Annotated in this window: 24 protein-coding genes; 19 read left to right on the top strand and 5 right to left on the bottom strand. The window is 70.6% G+C overall.

What is annotated here, in order from left to right:
* From AB0I10_RS16645 to AB0I10_RS16630, 4 genes are all read left to right on the top strand, one after another.
* Window positions 1–568: Hsp70 family protein (locus AB0I10_RS16645; protein WP_363153172.1), on the top strand; the 568-nt coding region annotated here is incomplete at its 5' end.
* Window positions 565–1,251, top strand: coding sequence for a nucleotide exchange factor GrpE (gene grpE / locus AB0I10_RS16640; RefSeq protein ID WP_363153171.1), 687 nt, complete (start codon window positions 565–567; stop codon window positions 1,249–1,251). The genes AB0I10_RS16645 and grpE, both read left to right, overlap by 4 nt.
* A gap of 45 nt (window positions 1,252–1,296) precedes the next feature.
* A complete protein-coding gene (gene dnaJ, locus AB0I10_RS16635; protein WP_363153170.1) occupies window positions 1,297–2,478 on the top strand; it encodes a molecular chaperone DnaJ in 1,182 nt (393 codons plus the stop codon).
* Window position 2,479: 1 nt separating this feature from the next.
* On the top strand, window positions 2,480–2,935 hold the full coding sequence (locus tag AB0I10_RS16630) for a helix-turn-helix domain-containing protein (protein WP_363153169.1): 456 nt from the start codon (window positions 2,480–2,482) through the stop codon (window positions 2,933–2,935).
* Between the two features lie 97 nt (window positions 2,936–3,032).
* Here AB0I10_RS16630 and AB0I10_RS16625 read toward each other — a convergent pair whose 3' ends face one another.
* The 3 genes from AB0I10_RS16625 to AB0I10_RS16615 form a co-directional block, all read right to left on the bottom strand.
* Window positions 3,033–3,437 carry a hypothetical protein gene (locus AB0I10_RS16625; RefSeq protein WP_136744440.1) on the bottom strand — a complete coding sequence of 135 codons (405 nt, stop codon included), beginning with the start codon at window positions 3,435–3,437 and terminating at the stop codon, window positions 3,033–3,035.
* Between the two features lie 433 nt (window positions 3,438–3,870).
* Window positions 3,871–4,275 carry a pyridoxamine 5'-phosphate oxidase family protein gene (locus AB0I10_RS16620; protein ID WP_363153168.1) on the bottom strand — a complete coding sequence of 135 codons (405 nt, stop codon included), beginning with the start codon at window positions 4,273–4,275 and terminating at the stop codon, window positions 3,871–3,873.
* Window positions 4,276–4,328: 53 nt separating this feature from the next.
* Window positions 4,329–4,910 (bottom strand): Uma2 family endonuclease, encoded by a 582-nt coding sequence (locus tag AB0I10_RS16615; RefSeq protein WP_363153167.1) that lies wholly within the window; start codon window positions 4,908–4,910, stop codon window positions 4,329–4,331.
* Between the two features lie 204 nt (window positions 4,911–5,114).
* Between AB0I10_RS16615 and clpB the strand changes: the two genes are divergently transcribed.
* Entirely contained in the window at window positions 5,115–7,766 is a 2,652-nt protein-coding gene (clpB, locus tag AB0I10_RS16610) for an ATP-dependent chaperone ClpB (protein ID WP_363153180.1), read from the top strand.
* A 138-nt stretch (window positions 7,767–7,904) separates the two neighbouring features.
* Window positions 7,905–8,447, top strand: a complete 543-nt coding sequence (locus AB0I10_RS16605) for a YbjN domain-containing protein (RefSeq protein ID WP_363153166.1) — start codon at window positions 7,905–7,907, stop codon at window positions 8,445–8,447.
* Between the two features lie 154 nt (window positions 8,448–8,601).
* Here AB0I10_RS16605 and AB0I10_RS16600 read toward each other — a convergent pair whose 3' ends face one another.
* Entirely contained in the window at window positions 8,602–9,780 is a 1,179-nt protein-coding gene (locus AB0I10_RS16600) for a pyridoxal phosphate-dependent aminotransferase (RefSeq protein WP_363153165.1), read from the bottom strand.
* 1,050 nt (window positions 9,781–10,830) lie between these two features.
* Between AB0I10_RS16600 and AB0I10_RS16595 the strand changes: the two genes are divergently transcribed.
* The 13 genes from AB0I10_RS16595 to AB0I10_RS16535 all read left to right on the top strand — a co-directional run bounded on the left by AB0I10_RS16595 (window position 10,831) and on the right by AB0I10_RS16535 (window position 24,676).
* Window positions 10,831–11,352 carry a DUF2617 family protein gene (locus AB0I10_RS16595; RefSeq protein WP_363153164.1) on the top strand — a complete coding sequence of 174 codons (522 nt, stop codon included), beginning with the start codon at window positions 10,831–10,833 and terminating at the stop codon, window positions 11,350–11,352.
* Window positions 11,353–11,572: 220 nt separating this feature from the next.
* Window positions 11,573–13,297: a polyamine aminopropyltransferase gene (locus tag AB0I10_RS16590; RefSeq protein WP_363153179.1), complete on the top strand. Its 1,725-nt coding sequence runs from the start codon at window positions 11,573–11,575 to the stop codon at window positions 13,295–13,297.
* 119 nt (window positions 13,298–13,416) lie between these two features.
* On the top strand, window positions 13,417–14,361 hold the full coding sequence (locus tag AB0I10_RS16585; RefSeq protein ID WP_363153163.1) for a carbon monoxide dehydrogenase subunit G: 945 nt from the start codon (window positions 13,417–13,419) through the stop codon (window positions 14,359–14,361).
* Between the two features lie 105 nt (window positions 14,362–14,466).
* A complete protein-coding gene (locus AB0I10_RS16580; protein WP_363153162.1) occupies window positions 14,467–15,333 on the top strand; it encodes an aldose 1-epimerase in 867 nt (288 codons plus the stop codon).
* Between the two features lie 10 nt (window positions 15,334–15,343).
* Entirely contained in the window at window positions 15,344–15,886 is a 543-nt protein-coding gene (pyrE, locus tag AB0I10_RS16575) for an orotate phosphoribosyltransferase (protein ID WP_363153161.1), read from the top strand.
* Between the two features lie 302 nt (window positions 15,887–16,188).
* Window positions 16,189–17,220 carry a class II fructose-bisphosphate aldolase gene (fbaA, locus tag AB0I10_RS16570; protein ID WP_363153160.1) on the top strand — a complete coding sequence of 344 codons (1,032 nt, stop codon included), beginning with the start codon at window positions 16,189–16,191 and terminating at the stop codon, window positions 17,218–17,220.
* Window positions 17,221–17,326: 106 nt separating this feature from the next.
* Entirely contained in the window at window positions 17,327–18,877 is a 1,551-nt protein-coding gene (locus AB0I10_RS16565) for an MFS transporter (protein ID WP_363153159.1), read from the top strand.
* A gap of 68 nt (window positions 18,878–18,945) precedes the next feature.
* Window positions 18,946–19,359, top strand: a complete 414-nt coding sequence (locus AB0I10_RS16560; protein WP_363153158.1) for a DUF3151 domain-containing protein — start codon at window positions 18,946–18,948, stop codon at window positions 19,357–19,359.
* Window positions 19,360–19,627: 268 nt separating this feature from the next.
* Window positions 19,628–20,452, top strand: coding sequence for a tryptophan 2,3-dioxygenase family protein (locus AB0I10_RS16555; protein WP_363153178.1), 825 nt, complete (start codon window positions 19,628–19,630; stop codon window positions 20,450–20,452).
* Window positions 20,445–21,752 (top strand): kynureninase, encoded by a 1,308-nt coding sequence (gene kynU / locus AB0I10_RS16550; protein ID WP_363153157.1) that lies wholly within the window; start codon window positions 20,445–20,447, stop codon window positions 21,750–21,752. The genes AB0I10_RS16555 and kynU overlap by 8 nt, the downstream gene beginning before the upstream one ends.
* On the top strand, window positions 21,749–22,519 hold the full coding sequence (locus tag AB0I10_RS16545) for an alpha/beta hydrolase (protein ID WP_363153156.1): 771 nt from the start codon (window positions 21,749–21,751) through the stop codon (window positions 22,517–22,519). The genes kynU and AB0I10_RS16545 overlap by 4 nt, the downstream gene beginning before the upstream one ends.
* Window positions 22,520–22,652: 133 nt before the next feature.
* Window positions 22,653–24,023 (top strand): histidine kinase, encoded by a 1,371-nt coding sequence (locus AB0I10_RS16540; RefSeq protein ID WP_363153155.1) that lies wholly within the window; start codon window positions 22,653–22,655, stop codon window positions 24,021–24,023.
* Complete coding sequence (locus AB0I10_RS16535) at window positions 24,020–24,676, top strand: response regulator transcription factor (protein WP_363153154.1); 657 nt, start codon at window positions 24,020–24,022, stop codon at window positions 24,674–24,676. The genes AB0I10_RS16540 and AB0I10_RS16535 overlap by 4 nt, the downstream gene beginning before the upstream one ends.
* Window positions 24,677–24,703: 27 nt before the next feature.
* On the opposite strand, the gene AB0I10_RS16530 is transcribed toward AB0I10_RS16535, so the two are convergent.
* The gene (locus AB0I10_RS16530) at window positions 24,704–25,156 is read right to left on the bottom strand and encodes a calmodulin-binding protein (RefSeq protein WP_363153153.1); all 453 of its coding nucleotides are present in this window, start codon (window positions 25,154–25,156) and stop codon (window positions 24,704–24,706) included.
* Between the last annotated feature and the right edge of the window lie 195 nt (window positions 25,157–25,351).

Here is a 25,351-nt window from a genome sequence, read left to right as displayed (position 1 = left end):
GCCGGCCCCGCGTGGCGTCCCGCAGATCGAGGTCGCCTTCGACATCGACGCCAACGGCATCATGCACGTCGCCGCCAAGGACCTCGGCACCGGCAAGGAGCAGAAGATGACCGTCACCGGCGGCTCCTCGCTGCCGAAGGACGAGGTCGACCGGATGCGCCAGGAGGCCGAGCAGTACGCGGACGAGGACCACCGCCGCCGCGAGGCCGCCGAGGCCCGCAACCAGGGCGAGCAGCTCGTCTACCAGACCGAGAAGTTCCTCAAGGACAACGAGGACAAGGTCCCCGGCGAGGTGAAGACCGAGGTGGAGACCGCCGTCGGCGAGCTGAAGGAGAAGCTCAAGGGCGACGACACCGCCGAGATCCGCACCGCCACGGAGAAGGTCGCGGCCGTCTCCCAGAAGCTGGGCCAGGCCATGTACGCCGACGCCCAGGCCGCGCAGGGCGCCGCTGGTGCCGAGGGCGCTGCCGGTGCCGCCGGTGAGCAGGCCAAGGCCGAGGACGACGTCGTGGACGCCGAGATCGTCGACGACGAGAAGCCGAAGGACGCAAAGGGTGGTGCCGCGTGACGGAGGAGACCCCGGGCTTCGACGAGAAGCCCGACGTCCCCTCCGACACCGAGTCCGCAGGAACCCCTGACGACACGGCGCAGAGTGCCGAGTCCGCCGAAACGGCGGGCTCGGCCCCGGCCGGGGACGACAAGCAAGGCACTCAAGGCCTCCAGGAAACTGCTCTCACGGCGCAGCTGGACCAGGTGCGTACGGCGCTCAACGAGCGCACGGCGGACCTCCAGCGGCTCCAGGCGGAGTACCAGAACTACCGCCGTCGGGTGGAGCGGGACCGGGTCACGGTCAAGGAGATCGCCGCGGCGAACCTCCTGTCCGAGCTCCTTCCCACCCTCGACGACGTCGGTCGCGCCCGCGATCACGGCGAGCTGGTCGGCGGCTTCAAGTCGGTGGCCGAATCGCTGGAGACCGTGGTCGCCAAGCTCGGTCTGCAGCAGTTCGGAAAGGAGGGCGAGCCCTTCGACCCGACGATCCATGAGGCGCTGATGCATTCCTACGCGCCGGATGTCACCGAGACCACGTGCGTTGCGATCCTGCAGCCCGGGTATCGGATCGGTGAACGAACGATCCGCCCTGCGCGGGTCGCCGTCGCCGAACCGCAGCCGGGCGCGCAGACCGCCAAGTCCGCCTCCGAGGAGGACACCAAGGCTGCGGACGAGGAGAGCGGTGGCCCGGACGAGGGCTGACGTGACGACACGAGAGAAAACCGCGCGGAAGGAGGGACGTCGGGGATGAGCACCAAGGACTTCGTGGAGAAGGACTACTACAAGGTCCTCGGCGTCCCGAAGGACGCCACCGAGGCGGAGATCAAGAAGGCGTACCGGAAGCTCGCCCGCGAGAACCACCCGGACGCCAACAAGGGCGACGCCAAGGCCGAGGAGCGCTTCAAGGAGATCTCCGAGGCGAATGACGTCCTGGGCGACGCCAAGCGCCGCAAGGAGTACGACGAGGCGCGCACGCTGTTCGGCAACGGCGGCTACCGCCCCGGCCCCGGCGGGGCCGGCGGCAGCTTCAACTTCGACCTGGGCGACCTCTTCGGGGGCTCCCAGGGACAGGGCCAGGGCGGCGGCGCAGGCGGCTTCGGCGGCGGGCTCGGGGACGTCTTCGGCGGCCTGTTCAACCGCGGCGGCGCGGGTACGCGTACCCAGCCGCGCCGCGGCCAGGACATCGAGTCCGAGGTGACGCTCAGCTTCACCGAGGCGGTCGATGGGGCCACGGTCCCGCTGCGGATGTCCAGCCAGGCGCCGTGCAAGGCGTGTTCGGGCACCGGCGACAAAAACGGTACTCCTCGGGTCTGCCCGACGTGTGTCGGCACCGGCCAGGTCAGCCGGGGCGCGGGTGGCGGCTTCTCGCTCACCGACCCGTGCGCCGACTGCAAGGGCCGCGGCCTGATCGCCCAGGACCCGTGCGAGGTCTGCAAGGGCAGCGGGCGCGCGACGAGCTCCCGCACCATGCAGGTCCGCATCCCCGCGGGCGTCTCCGACGGGCAGCGCATCCGGCTGCGCGGCAAGGGCGCCCCCGGTGAGCAGGGCGGCCCGGCCGGCGATCTGTATGTCGTGGTGCATGTCGACGCCCACCCGGTCTTCGGCCGCAAGGGCGACAACCTCACCGTCACGGTGCCGGTCACCTTCCCGGAGGCCGCGCTGGGCGGCGAGATCAAGGTGCCGACGCTGGGCGGCCCGCCGGTCACGCTGAAGCTGCCGGCCGGTACCCCCAACGGACGCACCATGCGGGCCCGCGGCAAGGGCGCGGCCCGTAAGGACGGCACCCGAGGTGATCTGCTGGTCACCATAGAGGTGGTCGTCCCCAAGGACCTCAGCGACAAGGCGAAGGAAGCGCTGGAGTCCTATCGCGAGGCGACCGCGGGGCAGGACCCGCGGGCGGAGCTGTTCCAGGCCGCGAAGGGAGCTTGAGATGGACAGCCGGGGCGGGCAGCGTCGTAACCCGTATGAACTGACCGAAGAGTCGCCGGTGTACGTCATCTCCGTCGCGGCTCAGCTCTCCGGGCTGCATCCGCAGACCCTGCGGCAGTACGACCGGCTGGGCCTGGTCTCGCCCGACCGCACGGCCGGGCGGGGCCGCCGCTATTCGGCCCGGGACATCGAACTGCTCCGCACGGTGCAGCAGTTGTCCCAGGACGAGGGCATCAACCTCGCCGGCATCAAGCGCATCATCGAGCTGGAGAACCAGGTCGCGGCCCTGCAGCAGCGGGTCGCCGAGCTGCAGGGCGCTCTGGAGGGTGCCGCCAGCGCGATGCAGCAGCGGGAGGCGGCGGTGCACGCCTCGTACCGGCGTGATCTGGTGCCGTATCAGGATGTGCAGCAGACCAGCGCGCTGGTGGTGTGGCGGCCCAAGCGGTCGTCGGAGTAGCGGGCGGGTCGGGGGCGTTCGTCCCGCACGTCACGCAGCAGAGGGCCGGGGAAACTCGGCCCTTTTCTCGTGCTTGCGCGGTGGTTCGCCACCCAGCTCAGCAGCCGTTGTAGCCGGCCGTCGGCATCGAGAGGCGGCGGTGCACATGCGATTTCATCGCCAGGGTGTAGACCGGCTCGTCGAGGTCGGCGGTCTCCAGGCGTACGCCGGCGGCGGCGCACCGTGCGGTGAATTCGTCGGCCCCGTCGATGGCGTTCTCCAGCGCCCGGCGGTTGGGCGTCACGAACACATCGACCAGGCCCTCTTCCACATCACTCCACAGCGCGCTGTGGTCGGCGCGCAGTTGGTGCAGGCTGAGCTGGCAGGTCAGGTGGTAGTCACGGGCCGCCGCCCACTGTTTGCACATGTCGTGCTGGCTGCGGTCGTCGACCAGGAAAGGATCCTCGTCCAGTTCGGACAGCGGCATCAGGCAGGCGATCGCCGTCACTCGGACCGAGTTCATCGTGCCCTCCGGGGCGTGGCGACTGTGGGGGCGACGATACCCCCGCAGACGGCCCGGGGTGGAGGGGCTGTGCCGGGTGGCGAGGCGTAACCGCAGGCGTGGCAGATCTTCCATCCGTCCTGGTTGACGGCGAGTTGGCCGCCGCAGCGCGGACAGAGCTCGGCGTGGGGTTGCGGCCGGGCAGGTTCAGAGCGGCGGGGAAGAGTCATCGCGATGCGCAGTGCCGACGCCATGCGGCCTCCAGCTGCCGTGTTTTGCCCGGGAGAGGTCCGAAGAGGTCCGCTATCTGCGCGGGGCTGTTCGGTTTCCTACGGTTCCTGGGTACCAGGTGGGGGCCGACGGGCGGGTGGGGAAGGGCGATTTTCGGACAGGTATGGACCTGCTGGTATCGGTGCATGGGCCGGACCGGGGCAGGCAGTGGTCGGACCGGAGGTCAGGCCCGCCCGAGCGCCTTGGTCACCGAGATCTCGATCATCACGCGATCGGGGTTGGGCGTCGGCGTCCGGCCGTAGCGCGCGGCGTAACGGCTCACCGCGTCCGCCACCGACTCGGCGTCCGTACGCACCCGCGCGATGCCCTCCAGCGTCGCCCAGCGGCCGCGGTCCACCTGGCACACGGCGACGGTGGCCCCGTCGGGCCCGGCGGCGAGGACGTTCTTGACCTTGGTGCTGTCCTTGCGGGTGATGACGCGCGCGATCCGCTGCCCGGCGTCGAAGGTGACACCGACCGGGACGACGTGCGGGGTGCCGTCCGCACGCAGGGTGGTCAGCGTGCACATGAAGTACTCGTCCCAGAAGGCGAGGTACTCGGGGGTGAGGGAGGTGAGGTCGTGGGCCATGGGGGCAAGGGTAGGCCCGTGTCCCTTACGGGGTCGCGGGCCGATCCTGGAAGTCAGAGGAAGTCGTTGGTGTCCAGGTCGAAGGAGAAGGGGGCGGGGAGGGGGATGGGCTTGCCGAAGGGGGTGGTGATGTTCCCTACGTAGTCATCTGCGATGGGGTCGCTGAAGAGCGTGATGGTGGACTTGTCGCGGTCGACGAGGAGGTACAGAGGGATGCCTGCGCGTGCATAACAGTGACGTTTCGTGGTGCGGTCGCCAAAGGGCTTACTGCTGGTGACTTCGACGACCATGGTGATGCCGTCGCATGGCATCCATGGCTCCGCCCCTCGGAAGATGCGCAGATCGCGGGGGGCGTAGACGGCATCTGGGATGAGCCGATTGGCGGGGTCTTCACCGCTGCTGGGCGCCTTGATGCCCTTGTTGGCGGATTCATCCATGTCGGCTGCGGACTTCCTCAAGACCTGCCGCTTCAGCGTGCTCAGGTAGTCCTCGTGATCTCCGTCGGTCGGCGGCGTCACAACGATCTCCCCCTCGATCAGCTCGGCCTGGAAACCCTTTGGGGTCTTCAGGGCGAGGAAGTAATCCAGGAGGGTCTCTTCGTCGGTAGCCATCGGCTCGTGTGCCATAGCCGTCATGCTGCACCTCCTTGTGGTCGAAGGCCAGTGTGGGAGGGTGCGGCCGCTGGCGAAGGGAAGTTCGGCCGGGTTCACTCGCAGGTGGGATGTCCGTATGAGAGGACCAGGCCGCAGGACCAACCTTGAGTGGAATAGACTCAACTTATCGCACGTTAGTGAATGCAAGAACATCGTCAGGCACCGCACGAGGAGGAGTACGGGGACGTGGACGCCGAGCTGACCAACAAGAGCCGGGAAGCGCTGAGCGCCGCCAATGAGCGGGCGGTCACCGCCGGGCATGCGGACATGACGTCCGCGCATCTGCTGCTCGCGCTGCTGGCCGGGCGGGACAACGAGAACGTCATGGACCTGCTGGCGGCCGTCGAGGCGGACGCCGCCGCGTTGCGCAACGGCGCCGAGCGGCAGATCGCCGCGCTGCCCAGCGTGCAGGGATCGACCGTTGCGCCGCCGCAGCCAGACCGCGATCTGCTCGCCGTCATCGCGGACGCCTCGCAGCGCGCCAAGGAGCTCGGCGACGCGTACATCTCCACCGAGCACCTGCTCATCGGCATCGCGGCCAAGGGCGGCAAGACCGGTGAGCTGCTGGCACAGCAGGGTGCCACCGCCAAGAAGCTGCTGGCCGCGTTCGAGGCGAGCCGGGGCGGGCAGCGGGTGACCACCGCGGATCCCGAGGGCACGTACAAGGCGCTGGAGAAGTTCGGTACGGACTTCACCGCCGCCGCCCGCGAGGGCCGGCTCGACCCGGTCATCGGCCGGGACCACGAGATCCGCCGCGTCGTGCAGGTGCTGTCGCGGCGTACGAAGAACAACCCGGTGCTGATCGGCGAGCCGGGCGTCGGCAAGACCGCCGTCGTCGAAGGGCTCGCGCAGCGCATCGTGAAGGGCGATGTCCCCGAGTCGCTGCGCAACAAGCGGCTGGTCTCGCTCGACCTGGGCGCGATGGTCGCGGGGGCGAAGTACCGCGGCGAGTTCGAGGAACGGCTGAAGACCGTCCTGGCGGAGATCAAGTCCAGCGACGGCCAGATCATCACGTTCATCGACGAGCTGCACACGGTCGTCGGTGCGGGCGCCGGCGGCGACTCCTCGATGGACGCGGGCAATATGCTCAAGCCGATGCTGGCCCGCGGTGAGCTGCGGATGGTCGGCGCCACGACGCTCGACGAGTACCGCGAGCGGATCGAGAAGGACGCGGCGCTGGAGCGGCGTTTCCAGCAGGTGCTGGTCGCCGAGCCGACGGTCGAGGACACCGTCGCGATCCTGCGCGGTCTCAAGGGGCGCTACGAGGCGCATCACAAGGTGCAGATCGCCGACTCGGCTCTGGTCGCCGCGGCCACCCTCTCCGACCGCTACATCACCTCCCGCTTCCTGCCCGACAAGGCCATCGACCTGGTCGACGAGGCCGCGTCCCGGCTCCGTATGGAGATCGACTCCTCGCCCGTCGAGATCGACGAGCTCCAGCGCGCCGTGGACCGTCTCAAGATGGAGGAACTGGCCCTCAAGAACGAGACCGACGCCGGATCCGTCCAGCGGCTGGAGAAGCTGCGCAAGGACCTCGCCGACAAGGAGGAGGAGCTGCGCGGCCTGACCGCCCGTTGGGAGAAGGAGAAGCAGGGCCTCAACCGGGTCGGTGAGCTGAAGGAACGGCTCGACGATCTGCGTGGGCAGGCCGAACGCGCCCAGCGGGACGGTGACTTCGACACCGCCTCCAAGCTTCTCTACGGCGAAATCCCCAGCCTGGAAAGGGAGTTGGCGGAAGCCGCCGAGGCGGAGGCGGAGCAGGAGGCGGAGGCTTCCAAGGACGGCGTGGGTGCCAAGGGCCCGATGGTCAAGGAAGAGGTCGGCCCGGACGACATCGCGGACGTCGTCGGCTCCTGGACCGGCATCCCCGCCGGCCGTCTCCTCGAAGGCGAGACGCAGAAGCTGCTGCGCATGGAGGACGAGCTCGGCAAGCGGCTGATCGGGCAGGACGAGGCGGTACGCGCCGTGTCGGACGCGGTGCGCCGCACGCGCGCGGGCATCGCCGATCCGGACCGCCCCACCGGTTCGTTCCTCTTCCTCGGCCCCACCGGCGTCGGCAAGACCGAGCTGGCCAAGGCGCTCGCGGACTTCCTCTTCGACGACGAGCGGGCGATGGTCCGTATCGACATGAGCGAATACAGCGAGAAGCACAGCGTCGCGCGGCTGGTCGGCGCGCCGCCCGGCTATGTCGGCTACGAGGAGGGCGGCCAGCTGACGGAGGCGGTGCGCCGCCGTCCGTACAGCGTCATCCTGCTGGACGAGGTCGAGAAGGCGCACCACGAGGTCTTCGACATCCTGCTCCAGGTCCTCGACGACGGCCGGCTCACCGACGGCCAGGGCCGCACGGTCGACTTCCGCAACACCATCCTCATCCTCACTTCCAACCTCGGCTCGAATGTCCTGATGGACCCCTTGCTCAAGGAGGAGCAGAAGAAGGAAAAGGTACTGGAGACGGTCCGCGCCTCCTTCCGCCCGGAATTCCTCAACCGCCTCGACGACCTGGTGGTCTTCCATCCGCTCGGCACGGACCAGCTGCAGCGGATCGCCCGGATCCAGATCGGCCATCTCCAGCGGCGTCTCGCCGACCGCCGCCTCACCCTGGACGTCACCGACCGCGCCCTGACCTGGCTCGCCTGGCTCGGCCAGGAACCGGTCACCGACGCCCCCGCCCCTGACCTCTCGTACGGGGCCCGCCCGCTGCGCCGCCTGGTCCAGACGGCCATCGGCGATCAGCTGGCGCGCGCCATTCTTTCGGGCGAGGTGTTGGACGGGGACACGGTGCGGGTGGATGTGGACGGCGACCATCTGTCGGTGGAGGCGGCCCGCGCGGCGGGCTGAGCGGCGTACGGCAGCGGGGCGGAGCGCCGCCGGCCGGCTGCCTGAACGGGGGCATGCTCCGCCCCCCCCGGCCTGGGCTTGCCAGAACGGGGCGGAGATGGTGGAGGATGGCAATGACCATACGAAGGGAATTCCACGGTGAGCATCGACCCGTCCTCGATTCCGAATTTCGGGGGCCAGCCCGAGCCCGAACCGCAGCCGTCGGGTCCTGAGGGGCCCGTCGTGCCCGACCAGGACCTGGTCAAGCAGCTCCTCGACCAGATGGAGCTGAAGTACGTAGTCGACGAGGAGGGTGACCTCGCCGCCCCGTGGGAGCAGTTCCGCACGTACTTCATGTTCCGCGGCGAGGAGGAGCAGCAGATCTTCTCCGTCCGTACGTTCTATGACCGCGCCCACGGCATCGACGACAAGTCGAAGCTGCTGGAGGCGATCGACGACTGGAACCGCCGGACGCTGTGGCCCAAGGCCTACACCCACACCCACGACGACGGAACCGTCCGTCTGATCGGTGAGGCATCGATGCTGATCGGCACCGGTGTCTCGCTCGAACACTTTGTTTCGAGCACGGTCAGCTGGGTCCGCGCCTCGATCGAGTTCGACAAGTGGCTTGTCGAGCAGCTCGGCCTGGAGGCCGAGATCGAAGGCGACCCGGACGACAAGCCGGGCGACGACGAGGCCTGAGCCTCGGGCGTCACCACTACCTGGCTGCGCGGGCCCCGGAGCTTATGGCTCCGGGGCCCGCGTCCGTCTGTGACGCCGGCCGCCGCGATTTCTGCCGAATCGCATTCCACCCGGAGTGAGGCCAATGAGGCGATTTCGCCGGATGGCTTCTCAGTCAGAGCAGCTGAAGGCGCGAGACCGCCTCTTGCAGCACCTTCTCCTGTTTGCAGAAGGCGAAGCGTACGAATGGTGCGCCCTCGTCCCGGTGGTCGTAGAAGACCGCGTTCGGGATGGCGACCACGCCGGCCCGCTCCGGGAGGGCGCGGCAGAAGGCGAAGCCGTCGTCGTAGCCGAGGGACCGGATGTCCGTGGTGATGAAGTAGGTGCCGGACGGCCGGAAGACCTGGAAGCCCGCCTCGGTGAGGCCGGTGGCCAGGATGTCGCGCTTTGTGCGCAGGTCGTCACGTAGGGCGGTGTAGTAGCTGTCGGGGAGGGCGAGGGCCTCGGCGACCGCGTACTGGAACGGGCCGGCGGAGACGTAGGTCAGGAATTGTTTGGCGGAGCGGACGGTGCTCACCAGCTCCGGCGTTGCCGTGACCCAGCCGACCTTCCAGCCCGTGAAGGAGAAGGTCTTGCCGGCCGACCCGATGGTGACGGTCCGTTCGCGCATTCCGGGAAAGGACGCGAGCGGGAGATGCTCGCCCTCGAAGACCAGGTGCTCGTAGACCTCGTCCGTCACCACGAGCAGGTCGCGTTCCACTGCCAGTTCGGCGATGGTGGCGAGTTCGTCGCGGTTGAGGACGGTGCCGGTGGGGTTGTGCGGGGTGTTGAGGAGGATGAGGCGGGTGCGGTCGGTGACGGCGTCCCGGAGTTCGTCCAGGTCGAGGGCGTATGCGCCGGTCTCCGGGTTCGGGCGCAGGGTCACCGGGACACGGGTGCCGCCCGCCATCGCGATGCACGCGGCGTACGAGTCGTAGTACGGCTCCAGCGCGATGACCTCGTCGCCCGGTTCGAGGAGGGCCAGGAGCGAGGCGGCGATGGCCTCCGTGGCGCCGGCGGTGACCAGGACCTCGGTGTCGGGGTCGTGGACCAGGCCGAGGTGACCGTAGAAGCGCTGCTGGTGCGCGGCGACGGCGCTGCGGAGTTCGGGGATGCCGGGGCCGGGAGGGTATTGATTGCCGCGGCCGTCGCGCAGCGCGCGTACTGCCGCCTCGCGGATTTCCTCGGGCCCGTCGGTGTCGGGGAATCCCTGGCCGAGGTTGATGGAGCCGGTACGTACGGCGAGTGCCGACATCTCGGCGAAGATCGTTGTGCCGAACTCGGCGAGGCGGCGGTTGAGCAGCGGTCGGTCCATGCGCGCCATCCTCCGCCGAACCTCTGGAGTTCCTCAACTGTGCTTTGAGTTCTTTCCGGCCAGGGCATCAGCCCCACACGAACGACAACGACGGCCGTCGACGACGGCCAGCGGCGCGAGAACGGCGCCGGTACGGCGCACGGGGCGCCGGACGGAGCGGATGCCTCGCTTCGGGGGAATGAAAGGAGTGTGAGGCAGATGGGAATCGTGGTTTTCCTGGTGATCTGCGTCGTGGTCATCGCTTCGGTGGCTGCGGCCTCGCGGAGTGGTTCCGGCCGGGGACGCAAGCGTGGCAGCCGGTACTCGAACTCGGGTGGCGGCGGCTGGTGGGTCGCCGGCGGTGACTCCGGATCGAGCGGTGGTGGCTGCGGCGGCGGATCCTCGTGCGGGGGCGGTGGCTCCTCGTGCGGCGGTGGCGGTGGTGGCGGAGGAGGAGGCTGCGGTGGTGGTGGCGGAGGCGGATGCTGACGGATCGCGGAGCCTTGGCGGAGCCTGAGCCTTCGTTTTCGTCTTCGTCTTCGTCTTCGCCTTCATACGGGTCGTGCTCACGGTGCGCTTGAGGCTGTGAGCACGGCGGTATGGAAGGCCGTCTCTGCGGGGGCGGACACCACTGTCCGACGGTCGTCACTGTGGGGGTGTTCACGATCGTCCGACGGCCGCCCCCGTGGTGGTGCACACCACTGTCCGGCGGCTGTTCTCACGGCCGTACCCGCGGCCGTCCCAGCGGCCGCGAAGGCCCTTCCGAGCTGCACACATGCACGCGGCTCATGCCCCTCAGCATATGCATCTGGCGGGGGTCGGGGGCATCACCAACGCCCGTTGTGTGATTGGCAGTTGAACAACTGAACTGCTGGGCCCTCTAGGGGATGGAAACCCGGCGAAGATGGGTAAAACCGCTGTGGGCGAAGCCCCTTTCATGATTCCCTCTCTTTTGAGAATCCCCCAGTTCTCGCATCCCACGTGGGCACGAGCCGGCAGGCAGTCATACATCCCTGAACCCCTTTCGGGCGGGCCGGCCCACCATCCACTGCGTGCTTGCGGAGCCGACCCATGCTCACGACCCTGAAAACGGCTTACACCGATACCCGTGCATCCGATCTGGCCTGGGCTCTGGGCAGGGAACCCCTGCCGGCCCTGGCTGTGCTCAATCTTCAACTCAACGACGCCCAGGTCCAGTTGAGGCTGCTGGGGGCTTCACATCAAGTGCTCCTTGAGGAGGAGCGCGGCAGTTGTTCCGAGACGGTCGCCTGTATGCCGGGGAGCAGTACGCCGCTTCCGCTGGGTGTGGCGAAGCGGCTGGGCGACTGGGAGTACGAATTCGCCGCACACGTCGAGACGTTGTCGCGCGGCTCGTTCGCGGGGCGCGCACAGGAGTTGCTCGCGCTGGTCGCCGAACATCCGCACGGCCTCGCCGGGACGTTTCCCGGTTCGCCGCACGCCTTCACCGCGATGCTGGCGCAGCGCCGGCCGGGTCAGGTGCACTGGCGGACCTGGCATGCGTACCCGCAGGAGGGCCGGTTGGTGGCCACGCGTACCCGCGTCGGCGTACGGGCGGCGGTCGTGGCGGCCTAGAGGATGTTCTAGGGGATGTTCTAGGGGGTGTCCCACGGGGCGTGAAGTGGGTGTCTTACGGGATATGAGTGGCGCGTCTGCATTCATCTCAACTGCTTGGCGTGGACCGCAGATGCACTCGTGTGGGTGACAAAGAGGCACGGAACCGTCACGTAGCGTTCATTTCATGATCGACCCGCCAGAGTCCGCTCTCGCCGGTGCCCTCAGGTCGTCGAAGGCCATGGGGCCGGCGCGGCTGCCCGTGCCGTCCGGGCTCGGCCGTCTGCTGGTCCTCGCCGTTGTCTTCGTCTGCGCCGCCTGCGGTCTGGTCTACGAGCTCGAACTGGTCGCGCTGGCCACGTACTTGGTGGGCGACTCCGTCACCCAGGCGTCGGTCGTGCTGTCCGTCATGGTGTTCGCCATGGGCGTCGGCGCGCTGCTGGCGAAGCGGCTGCGGTGTCGGGCGGCGGTCGGGTTCGGTGCGGTCGAGGCGGCGCTCGCGCTCGTCGGCGGCACGTCGGCGATGGCGCTCTACGCCTGCTTCGCCTGGTTCGGCCAGTCCCGCTTGGCGCTTGTCGGCTTCTCTCTGGCCATCGGCGTACTGATCGGCGCCGAGGTGCCGCTGCTGATGACGCTGATCCAGCGGGTCCGCCGCCAGGACGCGGGCGGCGCGGTCGCCGATCTCTTCGCCGTGGACTACGTTGGCGCGCTCGTGGGCGGCCTCGCATTCCCCTTCCTTCTGCTGCCCTGCCTCGGGCAGTTGACCGGCGCACTGGTCACCGGCGCGGTCAATGCGGTGGCCGGGGGCACGCTCGTGCTGTGGCTGTTCCGCCACGATCTGACCGTCCGCGCGCGGTGGACGCTGCTCGTCGTCAATGCGCTGACGCTCGCCCTGCTCGCCGCGGGCATGATGCTGGCCACGCCCTTCGAGCAGGCCGCCCGGCGGGCGGTGTACGGCTCGGCGGCGCGGGTCGCGGTGCAGACCGGCTTCCAGGAAGTGGTGGTGACGGGCGGCGCGGGCGGCGGAGCCGGTGCGGGACGGGGGAGGAAAGGTTCCGGCCGTCCGCTGGAGCTCTATCTGGACGGCCGGCTGCGGGTCAGCGCGGACAACGAGTACCGCTACCACGAAGCGCTGGTGCATCCGGCGATGTCGGGCGGTCCGCGCGGCCGGGTGCTGGTCCTCGGCGGTGGGGACGGAATGGCGGCGCGCGAGATCCTCCGTTACCGCGCGGTCCGTTCGGTGACCATCGTCGAACTCGACCCCGGTGTCGTGCGGTTGGCGCGTACGGACCCCGGCCTGTCCGCCCTCAACCGGCATTCGCTGAGCGATCCGCGGGTGCGGGTGGTGACGGCGGACGCTTTCGACTGGCTGCGCCAGCGGGGCGCGTCCCCCGGCGGCCGGCGGCCGGTGCCGTACGACGTCATCGTCTCCGACCTTCCCGATCCCGGGATCACCGCCAGCACCAAGCTCTACTCGCAGGAGTTCTACGGCCTCGCCTCGCGGGTGCTGGCCGGCGACGGGCGGCTGGTGGTGCACGCCGGGCCGCCGGTCGCGCGGCCGCGGACTTATTGGACCGTGGAGGCGACCCTGCGGTCGGTGGGTCTGTCGACCGCCCCGTTCCGTATGTCCGGCCGGGCCGCGGAGTTCTCCGGCGGCCCGGACCGCGAGCTCGATCTGCCCGAGTCCGGTGGCCCGGCCGGCCCGCCCGACCTCGTCGACCTGATGGATCCGGACGCGCCCGGTGGGCCGGAGGGGCCGAGGACCGCGCCGACGTGGGGCCTGGCCCAGTACTGGGGCTTTGTGCTCGCCGCGCGGCAGCCGCCGCGGCCGGCCCTGGCGGCCGACGCGCCCCCGCTCGCGGCTCTCACTCGCGAGACGCTGCGGGCCGGCGTGCGCGCGTCCGTCCGGGCTCGGATCCCCGGCCTGCCCGCGTCGACGCTGATGCATCCGCGCTATCGGGAGTAGAGCGGCGGGCGGCCCGGCGTACGGGACGGGGCGGGACCGGGGGCGTCCTGGGGCGGGTGGGCAGAAAGTTGTGCGGGAGCGAGCACGGGTCAGGGGGGTGCTGGGTAGGCTCCCATGTCATGGAGCATGAGGTGTACGTTCCGTTTCCCGTCGGGACCGTGCGGCAGGCGCTGACCGAGCCGGAGCGGGTGGCGCGCTGCGTGCCGGGCGTCCAGCTCGACGCCGACGCGGCCCCGGATATCCCCGAAGGCCGCCTGCGGCTGCGTATCGGCAGCTCCACCATCACCTATCGCGGCACGCTGACGGTGGCCGACGCGGGTGCGGACGGGGGCGAGGGCAGACCTGGCGACGGCGACACGGACGCCGTGGTGACCGTCGAGGCGCACGGCACTGAGGCGCGCGGCGACGGGTCCGTGGCGCTGACGCTGACCGTCCGGTTGTCCCCGGCTGCCGAGCCCGGTCCCGGTACGACGCTGGCCTGCGTCGGCACGGTCCGCGGGGACGGCCGGCTCGCCGAGGCCACCGATCAGTCCGCCGAGACGGCGGGCCGCCGCCTGCTGGACCGCTTCGCGGCGAACCTGGCCGCGGATCTGGGACAGCGGCCGGTGGCTGAGCCGGAGCCGGAGCCGGAGCCGGGCGAGGCGGCGGGCTCGGAAGACGGCCCCGGTGCGTCCGCCGAGCCGTCCGGGCGCGGGGTGTTCGGCACCGAGGTGCCGCCGCCGTCGCTGGATCCGCTCAGTGACGCGGACGAGACCGCGGATGCGGCGGAGGCCGCCGACGCGGGTGGTCTGGCCGATGTGGGCGACACGGGCGATGCGTACCACTACAGCTACGACGGTGAGACGGACGGGGGCGCGCCCGCCGAGGCCGCGCATGCCCGCCGCACGATGATCGGGCGCAGTGCGGAGGAGGTCGACCACGCGCCGCCGCGCGGGCGGTACGCCCCGGTTCCCGCGCCCGAGACCAGCGGGACCTCGGCGGCGCTGCGCTGGGCGGCGCCCGCCGCCGCAGTGGTGTTGGCGTCCGCCGTGGTCGTCGGCCGGGTGCTGCGCCGCCGCCGCTGATGCCGGAGGCCGGGGGCAGAGGGCGGCGGCGAAGGGCCGGCGGACGAAGGGCCGGCGGGCACGGGGACAACGGACTTGCCGGACCACTCGTCTAGGGTCGGTTCCGTGAGCACCGACAACACCTCGAGCAGTGCGTCGCAGACGCGGTCGGACGGCGTGCGGCTGGCCGCCGGAGACGCCGAACTGACCGTCCATCCGGACAACGGCTGCCGGATCGGCAGCCTCCGTGTCGGCGGGCTGGAGTTGCTGCGGCAGGGCGCCAAGTACGGCTGTTTCCCGATGGTTCCGTGGTGCGGCCGGATCGATCACGGGCGGTTCCGCAGTGGCGCCCAGCTGCACCAGATGCCGGTCAACTCCCCGCCGCACGCCATCCACGGCACCGGTCGCAACCTCCGCTGGCGCACGGCGCGTTCGAGCGCGACGGCGGCTGCCTTCACCTACGATCTCGCCGATCCGGCGGCCCCTTGGCCGTATCCGGGGCTTGTCACCCAGCTCGTCGAACTCGCCGAGGACGGCCGTTCGCTCACCCTCACCCTGGGCGTCGAGGCGAGCGGCGACTCCTTCCCGGCGCAGGCCGGCTGGCACCCCTGGTTCGTACGGAAGCTCGGCGAGGCAGCGGACGACGGTGGCGATGGGGCGGGGGCGCAGCTCGACTTCGTCGCCGAGTGGCAGGAGGAGCGGGGCGAGGACCACCTGCCGACCGGCCGGCGGATCGTCCCGAAGCCGGGGCCCTGGGACGACTGCTTCGGCATGCCGCGCGGTGTGGACGTGACGCTCACCTGGCCGGGCCGGCTGGAGCTGAAGATCACCAGCCGTGCGGAGTGGGTCGTCGTCTACGACGAGCAGGAGGCGGCGGTCTGCGTCGAGCCGCAGTCGGGCCCGCCGAACGGTCTCAATACGCTGCCGCGCCTGGTCACGCCCATCGATCCCCTGGAGATCTCCACGACGTGGAGCTGGAAGCCGCTGGCTTAAGCTCATGCGCATGAGCGAGGACGTACGTGGCGAGCTGCTGCAGCAGATCAAGGACAAGGCCGTGGTGCACGGCAAGGTGATTCTTTCGTCCGGCAAGGAGGCCGATTACTACATCGACCTGCGCCGGATCACCCTGGACGGCGAGGCATCGCCGCTGGTCGGCCAGCTGATGCTGGATATCACCGCCGATCTGGACTACGACGCGGTCGGCGGGCTGACGCTCGGCGCCGACCCGGTCGCGACATCGATGCTGCACGCCTCCGCCGCGCGCGGCCGGCGGCTGGACGCGTTTGTCGTCCGCAAGGCGCAGAAGGCGCACGGGATGCAGCGCCGCATCGAGGGGCCGGACATCAAGGGCCGCCGGGTGCTGGTCGTCGAGGACACCTCCACCACCGGCGGTTCGCCGCTGACCGCCGTCGAGGCGGCCCGCGAGGCGGGTGCCGAGGTCGTCGCGGTCGCCACGATCGTCGACCGCGGGGCCGCTTCGGCCATCGCCGATGCCGGCGTTCCGTACATCACCGGCTTCCAGCTCGATGACCTCGGTCTGGCCTGAGCACGGCCCGGTGCGAGGACGGTGCACAGCGGCGCGGGGGCGGCACACAGCCGCGTCGACCGCGCTGTGAGGGAACGGCCGCCAAGTCGTGACGTAGCCCCCGGGGCATGGCGTCCATTGGCCTGACCTGCGGCTTCCTCAGAGGGAGGTCGGTTTCACGTGAAACCGACCTCCCTTTGTGCGTGGCCTCCGTGCGGGCGATGTGGAGCAATCCGGCAAGTCTGGGAAGATGGCCCCGGCGAAGTCGTCGCCCCCTGGTCAGGGCCAAGCACGCACACCCGCACATCACAAGGAGCGGACAGATGCCCATCGCAACTCCCGAGGTCTACAACGAGATGCTCGACCGGGCGAAGGCAGGCAAGTTCGCCTACCCGGCCATCAACGTGACCTCGACCCAGACCCTGCACGCCGCGCTGCGTGGCTTCGCGGAGGCCGAGAGCGACGGCATCATCCAGATCTCCACCGGTGGTGCGGAGTTCCTGGGTGGCCAGTACAGCAAGGACATGGTGACCGGCGCTGTCGCGCTCGCCGAGTTCGCGCACGTCGTGGCTGCCAAGTACGACATCACCGTCGCGCTGCACACCGACCACTGCCCCAAGGACAAGCTCGACGGGTTCGTCCGCCCGCTGCTCGACGTTTCCGCGGAGCGCGTCGCCAAGGGTCAGAACCCGCTGTTCCAGTCCCACATGTGGGACGGCTCGGCCGAGACCCTCGCGGACAACCTGGCCATCGGCCAGGAGCTGCTCGCCAAGGCCGCCGCCGCCAAGATCATCCTTGAGGTCGAGATCACCCCGACCGGTGGCGAGGAGGACGGCGTCACCCACGAGATCAACGACGAGCTCTACACCACGGTCGACGACGCGCTGCGTACCGCCGAGGCGCTGGGCCTGGGTGACAAGGGCCGCTACCTGCTCGCCGCGTCCTTCGGCAACGTCCACGGCGTCTACAAGCCGGGCAATGTCGTGCTCCGCCCCGAGCTGCTGAAGGACCTCCAGGCGGGCGTCGGCGCCAAGTACGGCCAGGCCGCCGGAAGCCAGCCGTTCGACTTCGTCTTCCACGGCGGCTCCGGCTCCACCGAGCAGGAGATCGCCACCGCGCTGGAGAACGGCGTGGTCAAGATGAACCTGGACACCGACACCCAGTACGCCTTCACCCGCCCGGTCGCGGACCATATGTTCCGTAACTACGACGGCGTGCTGAAGGTCGACGGCGAGGTCGGCAACAAGAAGACCTACGACCCGCGCAGCTGGGGCAAGCTGGCCGAGGCCGGCATGGCCAAGCGCGTGACCGAGGCCTGCGCGAACCTGCGCTCCACGGGCACCAAGCTGAAGTAGGCGGCAACGCCGCGATTCACCCGAGGGCTCCGCGTCCGTACAGGATGCGGGGCCCTTCGGCGTTCCTGTACGGGCGAGGCCGCGCGTATAGGGGGATGCTCTCGGTATGACTGAGCCGAGCCCGCCCGGCGGGGTCCGCCTGGCATCGCGCCAGGGGCGTTGGGTGCTGGTGACGGCCGTGCTGGGATCGGGCATGGCGATGCTCGACGGCACGGTCGTCAATGTCGCGCTGCCGAGGATCGGCGCGGACCTGGACGCGGATCTGCAGGTCCTTCAGTGGACGGTCACCGCGTACATGCTCACCCTCGCTTCGCTGATCCTGCTGGGCGGGGCGCTGGGCGACCGGTACGGCCGGCGCCGGGTTTTCGTGATCGGCGTGGTGTGGTTCGCGGCGGCCTCGCTGCTGTGCGGGCTGGCGCCCGATGCCGGGGTGCTGATCGCGGCACGCGCTCTGCAGGGTGTCGGCGGGGCGCTGCTCACGCCGGGCTCGCTGGCACTGATCCAAGCCGTGTTCCATCCGGACGACCGGGCGCGGGCGGTCGGCGCCTGGTCGGGACTCGGTGGGGTGGCCGCGGCGGTCGGTCCGTTCGTCGGCGGCTGGCTGGTGGACGGACCCGGCTGGCGCTGGGTGTTCTTCCTGAATGTGCCGCTGGCGGCGGTGTGCGTCCCGGTGGCGTTGCGGTTCGTACCGGAGACCCGGGAGCGGGACGCGGGCGAGCGCCGCGGCTTCGATGTACCAGGCGCGGTGCTGGGGGCGCTGGCCCTGGCCGGGGTGACCTACGCGCTGATCGCCGCGCCGGAGCGAGGCGCCGCGCCAGGGGTGATCGCTCCGGCGGTGGCCGGGTTGCTGCTCGGCGTGGCCTTCGTGCATGTGGAGCGGCGGCGGGCGGATCCGATGCTGCCACCCGCGATCTTCGCGATCCGGCAGTTCACGGCCGTCAACGCGGTCACGGTGTGCGTCTATGCGGCATTCAGCGGCTTCTTCTTCCTGTCCGTGCTCCAGCTCCAGGTCGTGGCGGGCTATTCGGCGCTGGAGGCCGGTACGGCCCTGCTGCCCACGACCGTGCTGATGCTGCTGCTGTCCGCCCGCGCCGGGGAGCTGGGGCAGCGCATCGGGCCGCGGATCCCGCTCACCGTCGGACCTGTGCTGTGTGCCGCCGGGATGCTGCTGATGATGCGGGTGGGCGTGGGTGCGTCGTACACCGCCGATGTGCTGCCCGCGCTGGTGGTGCTGGGCGCCGGAATGGTGACGCTGGTCGCGCCGCTCACCTCGACCGTTCTGGCGTCGGTGGACGTGGACCGGGCGGGCCTGGCCAGCGGCATCAACAATGCGGCGGCGCGGGCCGCAGGCCTGGTGGCGGTGGCGGCGCTCCCGCTGCTGGTGGGCATGGGCCCGGACACGTACCGCTCGGCGGACGAGTTCGCCGCGGCGTTCCGCCGCGCGATGCCGCTGTGCGCGGCCGTGCTGGTGGTCGGCGCGGTGATCGCCTGGCTGACCGTACGCACCGATGTGCTGCGCGGCGCGAAGGTGGGCGGCGAGGTGGGCGTCGAGGAGAGGTGCCGTCCGGAGTGCGCGTACCACTGCGGGGTCAGCGCGCCGCCGCTGGATCCGGGGGAGGTGCGGGGAGGCAACAAGCGGCGGGGAGCGGAGACGTGACAACGTCCGCCCCACCGGGTCGAAGACATGGGAAGGCGGCCAAGCGCAGCGCTGGCAGACTGGGGAGCATGGCCATTCACGAGAACCTGCTCGGGGGACCGCCCCCGACCCACCTGCCCGACGACCCGGAGCCCCGCGAGCTGCTCGCCGCGGGCACCGCGCCGTCCGATGTCGCCGCGAAGTACCCGACCTCCTCCCTGGCCTGGGCGCAGCTCGCGGACGACGCGTTCGAGGGCGGCCGGACCGTCGAGTCGTACGCCTACGCCCGCACCGGCTACCACCGCGGCCTGGACGCGCTGCGCCGGGCCGGCTGGAAGGGCCATGGTCCGGTGCCCTTCGAGCACGAGCCCAACCGCGGCTTCCTGCGCGCACTGCACGCCCTCGCCCGCGCCGCGCAGGCGATCGGCGAGCAGGAGGAGTACGAGCGCTGCGCGGCGTTCCTGCGCGACTCCTCCCCGACGGCAGCCGACACGCTCGGCTGATCGGCCGCTGACCCCCGTCCCCTCCCCCGAGCGGGAGGGGACGGAGATGCGTCGCAGCTGCGTCGCACGGGCCGGAGCAGCCATGATCGCGACCGGCCCTTGCGCGGTCCGGGTCCAGCACGGATGATTTCAGTGGGCCGGGTCATCCCGCGCCCGAGGGGACCGGGGCTCCAGAACCGACAGGAAGGGGCGGACCGCTACCCGGTAGTTCGCACCTGAGGAGTCCCTCATGTCGCAGCCTTCGCCCATTTCTTCTTCCGGCGACGCCATGGATCCGCCGTTCGCCCCCGATCTCAGCATCGGCAGCCACACCACGACCCCGTACGAGGACTACGTCCAGGCGGGTGTGCTCACCCACCTCCAGCACCCGCTCTCCGACGACCCCGGCGAGATGGTCTTCCTGGTCACCACCCAGGTCATGGAGCTGTGGTTCACGGTCATCGTCCACGAGTGGCAGACCGCCGCCGACGCCCTGCGCCGGGACGAGCTGACGGTGGCGATGGACGCACTCAAGCGCTCCACGTACGAGCTGGAGGCGCTGAACGCCGCCTGGAAGCCGCTCGCCAAGCTGACCCCGGCGCAGTTCAACGCGTACCGCAGCGCGCTCGGCGAGGGCTCCGGATTCCAGTCCGCGATGTACCGGCGGCTGGAGTTCCTGCTGGGCGAGAAGTCCGCCTCGATGCTGGTGCCGCACCGCGGCGCGCCGCGTGAGTACGCCGAGCTGGAGAAGGCACTCCAGGAGCCGAGCCTGTGGGACGAGGTGCTGCGGCTGCTCGCGCGCCGCGGTTGTGCGATCCCGGACGCCGTGCTCCGGCGGGATCCCGCCCTGCGTCATGAAGCGGACCCGGACGTCGAGGCCGCCTGGGCGAAGGTTTTCGCCGGCCCGCAGGACTCCGAACTGGTCCGGCTCGGCGAGGCGCTGACCGATGTCGGCGAGCTGGTCTGGCGCTGGCGCAACGACCATCTGGTGGCGACCCGGCGGGCGATGGGCGCGAAGATGGGCACCGGCGGTTCCGCGGGGGTGGCCTGGCTGGAGAAGCGGGCCCGCAAGAACGTCTTCCCCGAGCTGTGGACGGCGCGTAGCCATGTCTGAGACTGCCAAGACCCCCGAGACCCCCGGAACTCCTGAGCCGGGCCAGAACCCTGAGTCGAACCGGACCCCCGACTTCCGTGAACAGGTCGCGCATGCCCGGCAGTTGGACGCCGCCGACCCGCTCGCCGCGATCCGTGACCGCTTCACTCTCGACGATGCGGTCTACCTCGACGGCAACTCGCTCGGCGCACTGCCCCGCGCGGTGCCCGGCCGGATCGCCGATGTCATCGCCCGGGAATGGGGCGAGCTGCGCATCCGGTCCTGGACCGAATCCGGCTGGTGGACCGCGCCGGAGCGGATCGGCGACAAGATCGCGCCGCTGATCGGGGCGGCGCCCGGCCGCGTCGTGGTCGGCGACTCCACCAGCGTCAATGTCTTCAAGGCCGTGGTCGGCGGCATCCGGATGGCCGGCAAGGGCTGCACGGAGATCCTGGTCGATGCGACGACGTTCCCGACCGACGGCTATATCGCCCGGTCCGCGGCCCGGATGACCGGCCTCGCGGTGCGGCCCGTGGAGCCCGCGCGGATCGCCGACGAGGTCACCGAGCGGACCGCGCTCGCGCTGGTCAACCATGTCGACTACCGCACCGGCCGGCTCAACGACCTGCCCGGCATCACCAACGCCCTGCACTCCGCCGGCGCGCTCGCCGTCTGGGACCTGTGCCACAGCGCGGGCGCCCTGCCGGTCGGGTTGGACGCGCACCACGTCGACCTTGCCGTCGGCTGCACGTACAAGTACCTGAACGGCGGCCCGGGTTCGCCCGCGTATCTCTACATACGCGAGGGTCTCCAGGAGCGGTTCGAGTCGCCGCTGCCCGGCTGGAACTCGCATGCCGAACCGTTCGGGATGGACCCCGCCTACGCCCCCGCCGACGGCATCGTCCGCGGCCGGGTCGGCACCCCCGACATCCTGTCGCTGCTCGCGCTGGAGGCGGCGCTGGACGTCTGGGACGGCGTAGCCATCGAGGACGTACGGACCAAGAGCCTCGCCCTGACCGACTTCTTCCTCGACTGCGTGGCCGTCTACGCGCCGCCCGGCCGGGTCCGTTCGGTCACGCCGTACGACCACAAGTGGCGCGGCAGCCAGGTGTCGCTGGAGTGCTCGCGGGCCGGTGCGGTGATGGCTGAGCTGATCCGGCGCGGCGTGGTCGGCGACTTCCGCGAGCCGGACGTGCTGCGGTTCGGCTTCACCCCGCTCTACACCTCCTTCGCGGACGCGGAGCGGGCGGCGCGGGTGCTCGGCGAGGTGCTGCGGGCGCTGCCCGAGGAGGAGCCGGAGCCGGCCGGGGACGGCGGGTGAGCGCACCGGACGAGGAGTCGGCGCTGCTGGGGCTCGCCCCGGTGGCGCCGGACCGGACGGTGGCCTACGGGCCGCATCCGGACCAGATCGTGGACCTGTACGGGCCGGCGGGCGCGGGTCCGGGCGAGGGCGTGTGCCCGCTGGTCGTCCTCCTGCACGGCGGATTCTGGCGCGCGGCCTACGACCGCCGTCATCTCTCGCCGTTCGCCGCCGGACTGGCCCGGCACGGTCTGCCGGTCGCGCTGGCCGAGTACCGCCGGGTCGGCGCGGGCGGCGGTGCACCGCAGACGTTCGAGGATGTGACGGCGGCGGTGGGGGCGGCTGCGTACGAGGCCGGGGAAGGCCGGGGCCTCGTCCTCATCGGGCACTCCGCGGGCGGCCATCTCGCGCTGCTCGCCGCCGCCCGGCCCGGCAGCCGGGTGACGCGCGTCATCGCCGTCTCGCCGGTCGCCGACCTCGCTCGCGCCCACGAGCTGGACCTGAGCAACGGCGCCGTCGCCGAGCTGCTCGGCGACGGTCCGGCCGCCCTCGTCGACAGGATCGCCGCGGCCGACCCGATGCGCCACGCCCCGCCCTCCCACATCCCCGTCACGATCCTCCACGGCGCCGATGACGGGGACGTCCCCCTGGACCTCTCCCGCCGCTACGCCGCCGCGCACCCGGCCGCGACGACGCTCCGCGAGCTGCCCGGCGTCGGCCACTACGCCCCCGTCACGCCGGGCACCCCCGCCTTCCGCACCCTCCTCGCCACGCTGCTCGACGGCTGACCGCCGAGAGCCGACGGCGGCCGCTGTGACCTGCGCGGGAGCCATCTACCCGCCCGTAGTACTTGAGACGGACACCCCGAGATCCCCACTGTTGGGGACGCCCGCGCGGCCCCCACTGCTTACCGTTGTCAGCGTGAGAGAGACGACCCAGACGCAGAACACCCTGCGCTCAGAGGCCCGGATAGCCCATGGCGCGCTGCACCGACTGCGCCAGGACCTGTTCGTCGACGCCTTCGCCTTCCGCCCGATGCCGCCGCTGGAGGACGCCAAGGTGTCCCGGTGGGTGCCCTGGCTGCCGGAGCGGATACGGCACTGGGCGCGCTGGCTGCCGCACTTCATCGTCGGCTTCTTCTCGGTGCTGGTCTTCCTCGCGGCGTTCACCCTGAGCCACGGGACCGGCCCGGTGCGCGGCATCCTGGTGGCCGGCTTCGCTCTGCTGGTGGCCGCCGGGCCGGCGGTCACGCTCTTCCGCCCGGTGGGCGCGTACTGGATTTCGCTGTTCGCGGTGGTCCTGGATTGGTTCGCCACCGTGGCCTTCTCCTCGTACGGCGGCAGCCCCTTCGGGGGAGCGGCCTTCCCGACCCACCTCGCCGTGATGACCCTTGTGGTGCTCCGCACCCGGCCGCGGCTGGCGGTGGAGATGTGGCTGGTCACCTTCGCCGTGGCGGCCGCCCTCACGGCGTTCACCGGCGGCGACGCGGGCGATCTGCCGCCGGTGGCGGTCTTCTGCGGCATGGTGCTGATCTCCGCCGCGGCGGTGCGCGCCTGGCGCGAGGAGCGCCGGCAGGTCGTCGAGACGCTGACCGCCACCGCCGAGGAGCGCTCCCGGCGCACGCTCCTGGAGGAGCGCGCCACCATCGCCCGCGAGCTGCACGATGTGGTCGCACACCATATGTCCGTGATCGCGATCCAGGCCGAGGCCGCCCCGTACCGCGTCGAGAACACCCCGCCCGAGCTCGCCACGTCCTTTGCGACGATCCGCGAGAACGCCGTCGCCGCGCTCACCGAACTCCGCCGCATCCTGGGCGTGGTCCGCTCCGAGGATCCGGACGCGTTTGTCGAGACCGACCCGGAGGCGCCGCAGCCGACGCTCGCCAGCCTCGATTCGCTGCTGAACAGCGTCCGGAGCGCGGGGCTGACCGTCGAGGCCGTGATCACCGGAGCACCCCGGCCGCTGCCGCAGGGCGTCGAGCTGTCCGCGTACCGGATCGTGCAGGAGGCGCTGAGCAACGCGCTGCGGCATTCGCCGGGCGCCGATGCCCGGGTCGAGATCTCCTACGTCCTGGGCGGGCTCGGCCTGCGGATCGTCAACGGCACCCCGAGCCGCCTCGCCAAGCCGTCTCCGGGCGCCGGCCATGGCGTCCTGGGCATGCGCGAGCGGGTACAGATGCTGGGCGGCGAGATGACGGCCGACCACACCGAGGACGGCGGCTTCGAGGTCGCCGCGTTCATCCCGGTCGCGAACGCGGCGGGGGAGACCATGGCCGGGGGGAGCACCGCATGATCCGGGTACTGATCGTCGACGACCAGGTCATGGTCCGCGAGGGCTTCTCCGTGCTCCTCAACGCCATGCCGGACATCGAAGTCGTCGGTGAGGCCGTCGACGGCCGCCAGGCGCTGCAGAAGGTCGCGGTCCTCAAGCCCGATGTCGTGCTGATGGACATCCGGATGCCCGAGATGAACGGGCTGGAGGCGACCCGCGAGATCGTCGCCGCCGACGCGGAGGCCAAGGTCCTGGTGCTCACCACCTTCGACCTGGACGAATACGTCTACCAAGCGCTGCGCTCCGGAGCCAGCGGCTTCCTGCTCAAGGACGCCTCGGCCGGCCAGCTCGCCGAGGGCGTACGTATCGTCGCCTCCGGCGAGGCGCTCCTCGCCCCGACCGTCACCAAGCGCCTGATCTCCGAGTTCTCGCGCCTCGGCACCCCCCGTGCTCCCGCCCAGGAACGCATCGGCGATCTGACGGAACGGGAGACGGAGGTCCTGGTGCTGGTCGCCCAGGGGCTGTCGAACGGTGAGATCGCCGAGCATCTCGTCGTCGCGGAGTCGACGGTGAAGACACACGTCAGCCGGATCCTGGTGAAGCTGGGACTGCGGGACCGCACGCAGGCGGCGGTCTTCGCCTATGAGGCGCGGTTGGTCACGCCCGGGGGCTGACCAGGGCTCGGCTCCGCGTGGTGCGGGTTACGGGATCTCAGCCACCAGGCGGGAGGACCAGGGGCACCAGATGGAGTCGGGCAGGAAGGCGCTGCCGGCCTCGTCGAGGTGGTCTTCGACGTACGGAATCGTCGCGTCGCACACTTCGATGGCGTAGTCGAAGAAGTCGATCGTGTCTGGGCGGTAGTGGAAGCTCCAGGGCGGGTTGTACGGGGCGGGACGCTTGACGATCCTGCCCATGACGTGCGGCCGCTCCGTGGTCGCGCCGCTCACGAGGTCCCGTGCGTGCTGGATCTCGTCGGGGTCGGTGAGCTCGATGACGAATTCCGCGCCACTGATATCGGTCATCACGAAGAGGGCCGGTTCGGGCTTCGCGCGGTGCGCGGCGCCGCTTGCTTGCTCCCCCTGCGCGGGTCCGGCCGCCGTGACGGCGAGCAGTGCTGCCGCTGCGAGCATGCCGACCTTGGTGGTGCGTCGCATGAACCCCTCCGGTGCGTCGGGTCGCGGTCACGACCGTGCGCACGGAAAGTAGCGATTTGACTACTGACGGCTCTAGGGTTACTCACGGTTATCGCGCCATCAGGCGGAATGGCGAAGAGTGACTGGCGCTCGGGTCGTCGTCGTGCTGTCGACATGTCGTTGTCCACAGCCTGTGGATGGAGTGACGCAAGAGAT

The organism is Streptomyces sp. NPDC050636, from assembly GCF_040654775.1.
Lineage (GTDB): Bacteria > Actinomycetota > Actinomycetes > Streptomycetales > Streptomycetaceae > Streptomyces.
Note: the sequence above shows the minus strand (reverse complement) of the source record. Positions and strands in the feature narration are given on the sequence as shown.

Bases quoted from the DNA above. Each gene is read 5' to 3' on its own strand.
- dnaJ (WP_363153170.1), top strand. From the start codon at position 1,297: ATGAGCACCAAGGACTTCGTGGAGAAGGACTACTACAAGGTCCTCGGC.
- AB0I10_RS16630 (WP_363153169.1), top strand. From the start codon at position 2,480: ATGGACAGCCGGGGCGGGCAGCGTCGTAACCCGTATGAACTGACCGAA.
- AB0I10_RS16625 (WP_136744440.1), bottom strand. From the start codon at position 3,437: ATGAACTCGGTCCGAGTGACGGCGATCGCCTGCCTGATGCCGCTGTCC.
- AB0I10_RS16620 (WP_363153168.1), bottom strand. From the start codon at position 4,275: ATGGCCCACGACCTCACCTCCCTCACCCCCGAGTACCTCGCCTTCTGG.
- AB0I10_RS16615 (WP_363153167.1), bottom strand. From the start codon at position 4,910: ATGACGGCTATGGCACACGAGCCGATGGCTACCGACGAAGAGACCCTC.
- AB0I10_RS16600 (WP_363153165.1), bottom strand. From the start codon at position 9,780: ATGGACCGACCGCTGCTCAACCGCCGCCTCGCCGAGTTCGGCACAACG.
- AB0I10_RS16595 (WP_363153164.1), top strand. From the start codon at position 10,831: ATGCTCACGACCCTGAAAACGGCTTACACCGATACCCGTGCATCCGAT.
- AB0I10_RS16590 (WP_363153179.1), top strand. From the start codon at position 11,573: ATGGGGCCGGCGCGGCTGCCCGTGCCGTCCGGGCTCGGCCGTCTGCTG.
- AB0I10_RS16585 (WP_363153163.1), top strand. From the start codon at position 13,417: ATGGAGCATGAGGTGTACGTTCCGTTTCCCGTCGGGACCGTGCGGCAG.
- pyrE (WP_363153161.1), top strand. From the start codon at position 15,344: ATGAGCGAGGACGTACGTGGCGAGCTGCTGCAGCAGATCAAGGACAAG.
- fbaA (WP_363153160.1), top strand. From the start codon at position 16,189: ATGCCCATCGCAACTCCCGAGGTCTACAACGAGATGCTCGACCGGGCG.
- AB0I10_RS16565 (WP_363153159.1), top strand. From the start codon at position 17,327: ATGACTGAGCCGAGCCCGCCCGGCGGGGTCCGCCTGGCATCGCGCCAG.
- AB0I10_RS16560 (WP_363153158.1), top strand. From the start codon at position 18,946: ATGGCCATTCACGAGAACCTGCTCGGGGGACCGCCCCCGACCCACCTG.
- AB0I10_RS16555 (WP_363153178.1), top strand. From the start codon at position 19,628: ATGGATCCGCCGTTCGCCCCCGATCTCAGCATCGGCAGCCACACCACG.
- kynU (WP_363153157.1), top strand. From the start codon at position 20,445: ATGTCTGAGACTGCCAAGACCCCCGAGACCCCCGGAACTCCTGAGCCG.
- AB0I10_RS16535 (WP_363153154.1), top strand. From the start codon at position 24,020: ATGATCCGGGTACTGATCGTCGACGACCAGGTCATGGTCCGCGAGGGC.
- AB0I10_RS16530 (WP_363153153.1), bottom strand. From the start codon at position 25,156: ATGCGACGCACCACCAAGGTCGGCATGCTCGCAGCGGCAGCACTGCTC.